Source organism: Streptomyces sp. NPDC053474 (genome assembly GCF_044544845.1).
Classification (GTDB): domain Bacteria; phylum Actinomycetota; class Actinomycetes; order Streptomycetales; family Streptomycetaceae; genus Streptomyces.
This window is the reverse complement of the sequence record NZ_JBITXV010000004.1, coordinates 563,284-575,100: the sequence shown is the minus strand read 5'-3', so window position 1 is coordinate 575,100 and position 11,817 is coordinate 563,284. Positions and strand designations below refer to the sequence as shown.

Genomic DNA, 11,817 nt, shown 5'->3' with positions numbered 1-11,817 from the left:
CGGTCAGGCGTTCACGGGCTGCGGCCTGGGTTCCGGCTCCCCCGTCGGCTCCGGGTCGCCGGGCCTGCGGCCGCGTGCCTCCAGCCACAGGGCGAGGGCCAGCAGGAGCACGCCGAGGCCGAGGAACCCCCACGGCAGGTACGAGGTCATGAGCAGGACCAGGACGCGCTGGGACTTGACCAGGTCCACGGTGTGGCGGATGTAGTCCTCGCGCATCTTCACGTGCCCGGAGAACGCGGTGACCTTGTCGCGGTCGCCGAGCAGGGTGCCGCCGCGCAGCTCCTCCTTGTGGATCTCCTCGCCGTACACGGGGGCCCCGGTGGTCGGCTCGATCCAGAACCTGCGGACCGTGGTGTACCAGCGCGTCGTGCCCGTCTTGGCGATGGCCTCGGCCGTGAGGCCCTTGACCGGGAGCGCCTTGGGCATGGGGACCTTGGTCCAGGGGATGGTCTGCTCGAAGTAGTAGACCTCGACGCCCCGGAAGGTGCGGGTGCCCCCGTAGTGGATGGGCTTGGTGACGCGGGCCTGCGCGTCGAAGTACTCGTAGTCCCGCTTCTCCGTCAGGAAGGGCCATTTGAACTCGATGCCCTCGCGCCGCACCCGGTCGCCGTCGACCATCTCGCCGGTGGCGTGGACGGGTTCTTGGCTGTGGGCGTCGAAGATGTACCGCTCGGGGATCTTGGAGACCATCTTGCCGTCGGGTCCCTGGACGTACGACAGCGCGTCCCAGACCACGACGTCGCGGTCGGTGCTCTTCTCGACCTTCTCGGAGGCCTCCACGTTGCCCTTGAGGGTCTGCACGATGGTGACCTTGGGGACCTTCTTGGCCTTCATCGTGCCGTAGTCGATGAGGGTCGCGGGCTTCGCCTCCAGGACCATCGTCTCGTACCGGCCGGGCGGGATCTTGACCAGGCGCGGGAAGGCGTACCAGCGAAGGAGCGGGGCCGTGGTCGCGAAGAACACGGCGAGGGCGAGCAGGACCAGACCGGCCTTGCGGCGCATCGCGGCCCTCCCTAGGGGTGCTCGGGGACGGTGGTGAGCAGCGGTTTCGGCGAGGTCTCGCCGGACGGGGCACCGATGGCCGTGACGGTCAGGACCAGGGCGAAGGCGAGGGCCAGTCCGGTGGCGGCGGCGATGAGGGCACGCATACGGGCCTCCCGGGCGGGCTCGGGGCCGGACGCGCCTGACCGCCCGTCCGCAACTGACTATTCGTCAGATCGGGGCACCGTAGCAACGCCCGGACGAGATGAGAACAGATCGCGCGGAGACGGGCTGCGGGCTGCGGGCTGCGGGCTGCGGGCTGCGGGCTGCGGGCTGCGGGCTGCGGGCTGCCGTGAACGCGGGCCGCCCCCGCGCCGTACGGGGCGCGGGGGCGGTCTCGGTGGTGCGGATGCCGGGCGGGCCGGTCAGGTGCTCGGCGACGCCGATGCCGACGTGGACGCGGACGGCGACGCGGTCCCGGACGGGGTCGACGACGGCTCGCCCGGCTCCTCGGGCTCCTCGGTGACGGGTGCCGTCACCTCCAGCTCGACGAGGAGCGTGCCGCCGCCCTGGGTGACGATGCGCAGCAGATACGTGCCCGCCGCGTCGCCGGCGTACATCTTCGGCAGCAGCAGCTTGCCGTCGGCGTCCGTCTTGAGGCCCTTCAGGGTGCGGACCGGCTTGCCGTCGGTGCCCTTGAAGTAGGGGCCCTTGTCGGCGACGACCGGGCTGTCCTTGGACTTGATCATCGTGGCGGTCGCGGCGACACCGGCCGCGGGCTTGTTCTTGTACGTCGCCTTGACCTCGACCCGCTCGGCGAAGGCCTGCCCCGCCACGCACGTCAGCGGCTTGTCGCTGGTGCGCACGATTTCGTCGGCCTTGCGGGCGGTGACGGTGCCGGACACCTTGACCGGGTCGATGGTGCGGCCCACCACCAGCGCGCGGACGGTGAAGTCGCCCGTCGTCTCGCCCGCCCGCAGCTTCGGCGAGACGGCGTCGCCCCGGGAGTCCGTGGCGACGGTGACGCTGCGGACGCCGCCCTCGAAGCGCGTGTCCGTCTTGCCGCTGATCGTGAACCGGATCTTCACCTTGGCCACCGCGCGCCCCGAACCGGTCTGGGCGTACACCCGCACGCGCTCGGCGAAGGCGTCGCCCGCCGTCGCGGTGAGCTCGACCGGGCCGCGGTTCTTCAGCTCGTAGACCTGCTCCTGCGGGGACGGCGGCTTGGGCCGGGGCTTGGGCGGCCGCGGCTTCTGCGAGCCGCCGTCGCCCGGCTCGCCGCCACCGCTGGGCGGCGGGGTGTACGTGCCCTCGCGCTCCACCGGGGTGGTGCCGGGGCGCGGGGAGGACGGCGTGGTGGGGCCGGGCCGCCGCGGCTGGTCGTTGTCGCTGCGGTCGCCGGGCAGCTGACCGGTGCCGTCGGGGATCTCGTGGGTGCCCTTGCGGTAGTACTCCAGCCACGACAGGACCGTGTTCAGATACTCCGTGGACCGGTTGTAGCTGAGGATCGCGGCGTGCAGGTCGTCCTTGACGGCCAGGTCGCGGTCGGTCCCGCACAGGTAGTGCGCGGCGGCGAGCGCGGCGTCGTAGATGTTGTTCGGGTCCTTCTTGCCGTCGCCGTTGCCGTCCTTGCCGGAGGACGCCCAGGTCGAGGGGATGAACTGCATGGGGCCCACGGCGCGGTCGTGCGTGGTGTCGCCGTCGAAGGCGCCGCGGTCGGTGTCCGTGATCTTCGCGAAGCCGTTGCCGTCGAGGACCGGGCCGAGGATCGGCGTGAGGGTCGTGCCGTCGTCGTCGACGCGGCCGCCGCGGGCCTGGCCCGACTCGACCTTGCCGATCGCGGCGAGCAGCTGCCAGGGGAGGTTGCAGCCGGGCTTCGCCGTGCGCACGGCCGACTCGGCCTTCTTGTACGCGTCCAGGACCGTGGCGGGCAGGCCCGCCTCCGCGTCGCCCTTGGCGCCGCCGCCGGGCTTGCCGCTGGGCGGCACCGGGCTTTCGAGGGGCGGCAGGTCCGTGTAGTACGGCGAGTTGCCGGTCGCGGAGTCGCCGTCCGGCGGCGGCGCGGAGTCGGCGGCCCATTCGTCACGCGGCTGGTCCGTCGTCGCCACGCCCGGGGCCTGCGAGGCGGCCAGGGCCGCCACCGCCGCGGCGGCGACCGCGGTGGTCACCGTCGCCTTACGCAGCCGCTTGCCGAATACCGGCGCCATGTCCGTGAATCCCTCCCCTTGACGACCTGCTCGTGCCGCCCCGTCGCCCGCGCGCGTGCCCTCAGGGGACGGCTCAGGCGACACTACGACAACTCTCGGAGCCGAGACACCTGTTCGCGTCCGTTTTTGTCTGATTGGCCAGTCACGGGCCTGTGGCGGTTCTCCTACCGGCCCGTGACCGTTCACCTCCCCGTAGCGGGGGCGGCCCCGGCAGCCGCCCCCTGCCTGCGGCCCGGCGCTCAGCACGGCGTGAACGCCGGACGGAACGGGTCTCGAAGCCCGTCCGGCGTTTGAGGACGAGGCCGCAGGCCGATGAACCGCAGCCCGAGCCGGGAGGCTAGTGCGCGGCCGACTCCCAGTCGGGGCCCACGCCCACCGACACGTCGAGCGGCGCCCGCAGCGACACCGCCCCGGCCATCTCGCGGCGCACGAGCTCCTCGACGGCCTCCCGCTCGCCCGGCGCGATCTCCAGGACGATTTCGTCGTGGACCTGGAGCAGCATCCGCGAGGTCAGCTCCGCCTGGGTCAGCGCCCGGTCCACGTTCAGCATCGCGACCTTGACGATGTCCGCGGCGGTGCCCTGGATCGGCGCGTTCAACGCCATCCGCTCGGCCATCTCGCGGCGCTGCCGGTTGTCGCTGTTGAGGTCCGGCAGATAGCGGCGGCGGCCCAGCATCGTCTCCGTGTACCCCGTGGCACGGGCGTCGTCGACGACCCGGCGCAGATAGTCGCGCACCCCGCCGAACCGCTCGAAGTACGTGTCCATCAGGGCGCGGGCCTCCGCCGCCTCGATGTTCAGCTGCTGGGAGAGGCCGAACGCCGACAGGCCGTACGCCAGGCCGTACGACATCGCCTTGATCTTGCGGCGCATCTCCGCGTCCACGTCCGCGCCCGCCACGCCGAACACCTGCGAGGCGACCGTCGTGTGCAGGTCCTCGCCGGACGTGAACGCCTCGATGAGGCCCTCGTCCTCCGACAGGTGCGCCATCACGCGCAGCTCGATCTGGCTGTAGTCCGCCGTCATCAGGGACTCGAAGCCCTCACCGACGACGAAGCCGCGGCGGATCGCCCGGCCCTCGTCCGTGCGCACCGGGATGTTCTGCAGATTCGGCTCCGTCGACGACAGACGGCCGGTGGCGGCCACCGTCTGGTTGTACGTCGTGTGGATGCGGCCGTCCGCGGCGATCGTCTTGACCAGGCCCTCGACGGTGACGCGCAGCTTCGCCTGCTCGCGGTGGCGGAGCATGATCACCGGCAGCTCGTTGTCCGTCTGGGCGGCGAGCCAGGCGAGCGCGTCGGCGTCCGTGGTGTACCCGGTCTTCGTCTTCTTCGTCTTGGGCAGGCCCAGCTCGCCGAAGAGGACCTCCTGGAGCTGCTTGGGCGAGCCCAGGTTGAACTCGTGGCCCGCCGCCGCGTGCGCCTCCTTCACCGCCTGCTGCACGGCGCCCGCGAACTGCTGCTCCATGGACTCCAGATGCGCGCGGTCCGCCGCGATGCCGTGCCGCTCCAGACGGGCCAGGAGCGCGGACGTCGGCAGCTCCACGTCGGTGAGCAGCCCGGCCGCGCCGACCTCCGGCAGCTTCTCGCCGAACGCCGTGCCCAGGTCCAGGATCGTGCGGGCCTGCACCATCAGGGCCTCGGCACCGGCCTGCTCGTCGTCCTCCGTACCGAAGGCCAGCTGACCGTCGGACTCGGCGGCGGGCGCCAGCTCACGGCCCAGATACTCCAGCGCGAGCGCCTCCAGGTCGAAGGAGCGGCGGCCCGGCTTCACCAGATACGCGGCGAGCGCGGTGTCCATGGTGACGCCCTCGACGCTCCAGCCGTGCTCGGCGAAGACGCGCATGACCGCCTTCGCGTTGTTCAGCACCTTCGGCTTGGTGGCGTCGGCCAGCCAGGACGCGAACGCCTTCTCGTCGGCCTCGTCCAGCTGCGCCGGGTCGAACCAGGCGGCAGCGCCCCCGGCCGCCGCGAGCGCGACCTCCGTCACCGAACCCGTGCCCAGCTGCCACGAGTCGACCGTCGCCAGCCCCAGGACCGCCTTGCCGTGCTCGGCGAGCCACGGCGCCACCTCGCCCGTGCCGAGGACCGCCCCGTCCACCGCCACGCCCTCGGCGACGGGGGCCTGCTCGGCCTCCTCCGCGCCCGGGTCCACCGCGAGCAGCCGCTCCCGCAGCGACGGATTGCGGATCTCCAGGGTGTCCAGGACCATCGCGACGGCCTTGCGGTCGTACGGAGCGCGCTCCAGCTCGGCGACCGTCCGGGACAGCTCGACGTCCCGGACCATCTCCGTGAGCCGGCGGTTCAGCTTCACGGCCTCCAGGTGGTCGCGGAAGTTCTGCCCGGCCTTGCCCTTGACCTCGTCGGCGCGCTCCACGAGCTCCGCGAAGGAACCGAACTGGTTGATCCACTTCGCGGCCGTCTTCTCGCCGACGCCCGGGATGCCCGGCAGATTGTCCGAAGGGTCGCCGCGCAGCGCCGCGAAGTCCGGGTACTGGCTCGGGGTGAGGCCGTACTTCTCCTGGACCTTCTCCGGGGTGAAGCGGGTCAGCTCCGAGACGCCCTTCGTCGGATACAGCACCGTCACGTGGTCGGTGATCAGCTGGAAGGAGTCCCGGTCGCCGGTGACGATGAGGACCTCGAAGCCCGCCGCCTCGGCCTGCGTGGCGAGCGTCGCGATGACGTCGTCCGCCTCGAAGCCGTCCACCGCGAAGCGCACCGCGCCCATCGCGTCAAGGAGCTCGCCGATCAGCTCGACCTGGCCCTTGAACTCGTCCGGGGTCTTCGAGCGGTTCGCCTTGTACTCCGCGAACTCCTGCGAGCGCCACGTCTTGCGCGACACGTCGAAGGCGACCGCGAAGTGCGTGGGCGCCTCGTCACGCAGGGTGTTCGCCAGCATCGACGCGAAGCCGTAGATCGCGTTCGTCGGCTGGCCCGTCGCCGTCGTGAAGTTCTCCGCGGGCAGCGCGAAGAACGCCCGGTAGGCCAGGGAGTGCCCGTCCATCAGGAGCAGGCGCGGCCGATCGCCGGCGGTCGTCTTCTCGGTCTTCTTCGATGCTTTCTCTGCCACGCCCCCGATCCTGCCACGCCCCACTGACACTCGGCCCCGCCCCGGCCGCCGACCGCCCCGGTGTCGGGCCCGACCGGGCTGCGGGACACCTCCCCAGGTCGCCCCCCGCGCACCGGCGGTGTCGGTACCGCGTGGGAGGATCGGAGACACCCGCACGCACATGCGCTCGAAGAGGAGCAGGCCATGGCGACGAAGCCGCCCCAAGGTGACCCGGTCCAGGACGCCCCGCAGGTCGCGGACGCACAGCACGCCGCCGCCGGCCTGCCCGCCATCGGCCACACCCTGCGGATCGCACAGCAGCAGATGGGCGTGCGGCGCACCGCCCTCACCCTGCTGCGCGTCAACCAGAAGGACGGCTTCGACTGCCCCGGCTGCGCCTGGCCCGAGCCCGACCACCGCCACAAGGCCGAGTTCTGCGAGAACGGCGCGAAGGCCGTCGCCGAGGAAGCCACCCTGCGCCGCGTCACCCCCGGCTTCTTCGCCGCGCACCCCGTCGCCGACCTCGCCACCCGCAGCGGGTACTGGCTGGGCCAGCAGGGCCGCCTCACCCACCCCATGTACCTGGCCGACGGCGCCGACCACTACGAAGCCGTGTCGTGGGAGCACGCCTTCGACATCGTCGCCGAGGAGCTCACCGCCCTCGACTCCCCCGACGAGGCGGTCTTCTACACCTCGGGCCGCACCAGCAACGAAGCGGCGTTCCTCTACCAGCTGTTCGCCCGCGAACTCGGCACGAACAACCTCCCCGACTGCTCGAACATGTGCCACGAGTCGTCCGGCTCCGCCCTCACCGAGACCCTCGGCGTCGGCAAGGGCAGCGTCCTCCTGGAAGACCTCTACCAGGCCGACCTGATCATCGTCGCCGGGCAGAACCCGGGCACCAACCACCCGCGCATGCTCTCCGCCCTGGAGAAGGCCAAGCAGGGCGGCGCGAAGATCATCACGGTGAACCCGCTGCCCGAAGCGGGCCTGGAGCGCTTCAAGAACCCCCAGACCCCCCAGGGCATGCTCAAGGGCACCGCCCTCACCGACCTGTTCCTCCAGATCCGCCTCGGCGGCGACCAAGCCCTCTTCCGCCTCCTCAACAAGCTCGTTCTAGAGACCGAAGGCGCCGTCGACGAGACCTTCGTACGCGAACACACCCACGGCTACGAGGACTTCGCCGCCGCCGCGCGCGCCGCCGACTGGGACGAGACGCTCGCCGCCACCGGCCTGGAGCGCGCCGACATCGAGCGGGCCCTGCGCATGGTCCTCGCCTCCGAGCGGACCGTCGTGTGCTGGGCGATGGGCCTGACCCAGCACAAGCACGCCGTGCCCACCATCCGCGAGGTCGTCAACTTCCTGCTCCTGCGCGGCAACATCGGCCGCCCCGGCGCCGGCGTCTGCCCCGTCCGCGGCCACTCCAACGTGCAGGGCGACCGCACGATGGGCATCTTCGAACGGCCCGCCCCCGCCTTCCTGGACGCCCTGGAGAAGGAGTTCGGCTTCGCACCGCCGCGCCACCACGGCCTCGACGTCGTCCGCGCCATCCGCGCGCTGCGCGACGGCGACGCGAAGGTGTTCTTCGCCATGGGCGGCAACTTCGTCTCCGCCTCCCCCGACACCGACGTCACGGAAGCGGCCATGCGGCGCGCCCGCCTGACCGTGCACGTCTCCACCAAGCTCAACCGCTCGCACGTCGTCACCGGCGCACGCGCCCTGATCCTGCCGACGCTCGGCCGCACCGAGCGCGACCTCCAGGGCAGCGGCGAACAGTTCGTGACCGTCGAGGACTCCATGGGCATGGTCCACGCCTCCCGCGGCCGCCTCAAGCCCGCGAGCCCCGACCTCCTCTCCGAGCCCGCCATCGTGTGCCGCCTGGCCCGCCGCGTCCTCGGCCCTGCGTCGGCCACGCCCTGGGAAGAGTTCGAGAAGGACTACGCCACGATCCGCGACCGCATCGCGCGCGTGATCCCCGGCTTCGAGGACTTCAACGCGCGCGTGGCCTCCCCCGGCGGCTTCACCCTGCCGCACGCCCCGCGCGACGAGCGCCGCTTCCCCACCGCCACCGGCAAGGCCAACTTCACCGCCGCGCCCGTGGAGTACCCGGCCCTGCCCAAGGGCCGTCTGCTCCTCCAGACCCTGCGCTCCCACGACCAGTACAACACCACGATCTACGGCCTCGACGACCGCTACCGCGGCATCAAGAACGGCCGCCGCGTCGTCCTCGTCAACGCCGCCGACGCCCGGGCGCTCGGCGTCGCCGACGGCGCCTACGTGGACCTCGTCAGCGAGTGGCAGGACGGCGTGGAGCGGCGCGCGCCCGGCTTCCGCGTCGTGCACTACCCCACGGCCCGCGGCTGCGCGGCGGCGTACTACCCGGAGACCAACGTCCTCGTGCCGCTGGACGCCACGGCCGACACCAGCAACACCCCCGCCAGCAAGTCCGTCGTCGTACGCCTGGAACAATCGATCACCGACTGAGCGTTCGCTCAGCCACAGCTGTCCTTCAGACGTCGACGACGAACGGAGCCCGGCCCCATGGGCGAGCAGCAGCCAACGAAGTTCCCGCAAGAGGTCATCGACGAGTACGCCGGACTCGGCGTCGACCTGCGTGCCCTGTTCTCCGCCGGGAACCTCGGCAACCGCATGGGCGTACAGATCCTGGAGGCCTCCGCCGAGCGCGTGGTCGGCACGATGCCCGTGGAGGGCAACACCCAGCCGTACGGACTGCTGCACGGCGGCGCGTCCGCGGTGCTCGCGGAGACGCTCGGGTCCATCGGCGCGATGCTGCACGGCGGCAGCCGGAAGATCGCCGTGGGCGTCGATCTGAACTGCACGCACCACCGGGGCGTGCGCTCCGGGCTCGTCACGGGGGTGGCCACGCCGGTGCATCTGGGGCGGTCCACGGCCACGTTTGAGGTCGTCGTCAGTGAGGAGAGTGGGAAGCGGGTGTGCAGTGCGCGGCTCACCTGCCTGCTCCGGGACGCCCCCGAGGCCGGGCCCGCGGCCTGACTCCGGCTGGGCTCTTCTTCTCCCCGCCCACCCGCCCCTTCGTCGGCCTTCGGCCCCCGCCCTCGGTCGGCGGACGCGCCGTCCCCTCCCGCCCGTCACCACATCGGCCTCCGGCCTCGTCCTCAAACGCCGGACGGGCTGGGATGCCGTGCGCGATCCCGCCGCTTGCGGCTCTCCGTCACCGACGGGATCGACCGCCGGACGGGCTGAGATGACGTGCCCGATCCCGCCGTTCGCGGCTCCCCGCCACCGACGGGACCGACCACCAGGCGGGCTGAGATGACGTGCCCTGCCCCGCCGTTCACCGCCCCCCACCACCAACGAGACCCACCACCCGACGGACCGAAATGCCGTGCCCGATCCCGCCGTTCGCGGCCCCACGCCACCGACGGGGCCCGCCACCGGACGGGGTGAAATGACGTGCCCGAACCCGCCGTTCGCCGCTCGCCGCCACCGGCCGGACCGACCACCGGGCAGGCTGAAATGCCGTGCCCTGCCCCGCCGTTCGTGGCTCTCCGCACCGGCGGGATCGACCACCCCGCCCATCCGCCCCGTCGGGGGCGGGTGGGCGGGGTGTTTCGCGCGGCGGGGCGGGCGGCCGGGGGGACCCGTCGCGGCGGACGCGGTGGGGTGGGGTCAGTCGCGTCCCGTGAGGGCTTCGGTGGGGGGTGTCTTCACTGGAAAAACAGGTGTGCTCCGCGAAAACGCTCCTGACCGCGCACATTCGCGTATGCGGAAACATGCCACGGAATGCCCGCCTCCCTTTCTTTCGCGTAACACTCCGTAATCCGGACGTGATCTTGAAATCAAGATCGAATAGCGTCGCCGCCCGCGAAAGAGATCATTCCGGGGCGCCCGGGCCCCACACTCCCCCGAACACCGGCGTCATGAGTAAAACCAGGAAACAGTCCTGCCCCTTCTCGCGCGCCCGGATGCGCCGAAGCGTGCAGATTCCGCCACAACCACCCCCTGCGTTCCAGCGCGGAATACTCCGTGGCATAACAAGAACGTCACAGCCTAGGTCCGACCACTCCTCCAGGATCAAATGCGCCCTTAGAGTCACGGCCAGTCACCGCGCCGCCGGGCGCGAACTGAATTGCACGGCCCTGTACCACCACCAGTACGGCCCGGCGATCTTCACGGCACCTCAGCAGAGGGCCGCGCCTGGGGAAAGGACCACTCGTGCGAAACCGTTCCGCGCTCATCCTCACCACGGTGTTGACCACCGGCGCCCTCACCCTCACCGCCTGCGGGTCGCGCGACAAGGACAAGGACGACGACAACAGCAGCGGAGACAAGAAGACCGTCGTCATCGGCTTCGACGCCCCCCTCACCGGCGACCTCTCCGCCCTGGGCATCGGCATGCGCAACTCCGCCGAACTGGCCGTCAAGACGGCCAACAAGGAGAACACCGTCGACGGGGTCGAGTTCAAGCTCCAGCCCCTCGACGACCAGGCCCAGCCCTCCGTCGGCGGCCAGAACGCCCAGAAGTTCATCAGCGACAAGGACGTCCTCGGCGTCGTCGGCCCGCTGAACTCCAGCGTCTCCCAGTCGATGCAGAAGCCCTTCAACGACGCCGACCTCACCCAGATCTCGCCCGCCAACACCGGCACCGAGCTCACCCAGGGCGACGGCTGGAAGAAGGGCGACCGCAAGCGCCAGTTCAAGACCTTCTTCCGCACCGCCACCACCGACCAGGTCCAGGGCCAGTTCGCCGCCCAGTACCTGTTCCAGAAGGCGAAGATCAAGAAGGTCTACCTGCTCGACGACCAGAAGACCTACGGCGCCGGCCTCGCCGCGTCCTTCAAGGACACCTTCACCGACCTCGGCGGCAAGATCGTCGGCCAGGACCACGTCAACCCCGAGGACCGCGACTTCAAGTCCGTCGTCTCCCAGGTCAAGGGCAAGGGCGCCGAAGCCGTCTACTACGGCGGCGAATACCCCGCCGCCGCCCCCCTCAGCCAGCAGCTCAAGGAATCCGGCGCCAAGATCCCCCTCATGGGCGGCGACGGCATGAAGAGCGAAGAGTTCCCCAAGCTCAACAAGAAGGCCATCGGCGACCTCGGCACCTCCGTCGGCAAGCCCGTCGAAGAACTGGCCTCCGCCAAGAAGTTCATCGAGGAATACAACAAGAACTACAAAGAGAACATGGAAACCTACGGCGGCGGCACCTACGACGCCACCTGGTCCATCATCGAAGCGGTAAAGCTCGCCGTCGACGACAACGACGGAGAACTCCCCTCCGACGCCCGCGTCAAGGTCCTCGAAGCGATGAGCAAGGTCAAGTTCCAAGGCGTCACCGGCGACGTCTCCTTCGACCAGTACGGCGACACCACGAACACCATGATGACCGCCTACCAGGTCAACAAGGACAACAAGTGGGAATCCAAGTTCAGCGCCGCCTACAAGCCCCGCTAAACGCTCCGCCGGACGCTCGGTGCCGAAGCTGCGGGCCGTCTGTGGCTGGTCGCGCAGTTCCCCGCGCCCCTTCGGGGCGCTACCCCACCGCAGCGGACTTCAGGGTGCCTGCCTAAGCACCCCCCACTGACCCAAGACCGCGCGGGACGC

At 70.9% G+C, this 11,817-nt stretch carries 7 protein-coding genes; 3 read left to right on the top strand and 4 right to left on the bottom strand.

Going from position 1 to position 11,817, the window contains the following annotated elements; translation table 11 throughout:
• Positions 1–3: 3 nt before the first annotated feature.
• The 4 genes from ACIG3E_RS12480 to polA form a co-directional block, all read right to left on the bottom strand.
• Positions 4–1,002, bottom strand: a complete 999-nt coding sequence (locus tag ACIG3E_RS12480) for a DUF3068 domain-containing protein (RefSeq protein ID WP_399614636.1) — start codon at positions 1,000–1,002, stop codon at positions 4–6.
• Between the two features lie 11 nt (positions 1,003–1,013).
• The gene (locus tag ACIG3E_RS12475; RefSeq protein ID WP_399614634.1) at positions 1,014–1,148 is read right to left on the bottom strand and encodes an SPW_0924 family protein; all 135 of its coding nucleotides are present in this window, start codon (positions 1,146–1,148) and stop codon (positions 1,014–1,016) included.
• Between the two features lie 258 nt (positions 1,149–1,406).
• A complete protein-coding gene (locus tag ACIG3E_RS12470) occupies positions 1,407–3,188 on the bottom strand; it encodes a lytic transglycosylase domain-containing protein (RefSeq protein WP_399614632.1) in 1,782 nt (593 codons plus the stop codon).
• Positions 3,189–3,525: 337 nt separating this feature from the next.
• On the bottom strand, positions 3,526–6,255 hold the full coding sequence (gene polA / locus ACIG3E_RS12465) for a DNA polymerase I (RefSeq protein ID WP_399614629.1): 2,730 nt from the start codon (positions 6,253–6,255) through the stop codon (positions 3,526–3,528).
• Between the two features lie 183 nt (positions 6,256–6,438).
• Between polA and ACIG3E_RS12460 the strand changes: the two genes are divergently transcribed.
• The 3 genes from ACIG3E_RS12460 to ACIG3E_RS12450 all read left to right on the top strand — a co-directional run bounded on the left by ACIG3E_RS12460 (position 6,439) and on the right by ACIG3E_RS12450 (position 11,667).
• The gene (locus ACIG3E_RS12460; protein ID WP_399614626.1) at positions 6,439–8,718 is read left to right on the top strand and encodes an FdhF/YdeP family oxidoreductase; all 2,280 of its coding nucleotides are present in this window, start codon (positions 6,439–6,441) and stop codon (positions 8,716–8,718) included.
• Between the two features lie 57 nt (positions 8,719–8,775).
• Positions 8,776–9,249 carry a PaaI family thioesterase gene (locus tag ACIG3E_RS12455; RefSeq protein ID WP_399614624.1) on the top strand — a complete coding sequence of 158 codons (474 nt, stop codon included), beginning with the start codon at positions 8,776–8,778 and terminating at the stop codon, positions 9,247–9,249.
• Positions 9,250–10,431: 1,182 nt separating this feature from the next.
• Complete coding sequence (locus ACIG3E_RS12450; protein ID WP_399614622.1) at positions 10,432–11,667, top strand: branched-chain amino acid ABC transporter substrate-binding protein; 1,236 nt, start codon at positions 10,432–10,434, stop codon at positions 11,665–11,667.
• Positions 11,668–11,817 lie beyond the last annotated feature (150 nt).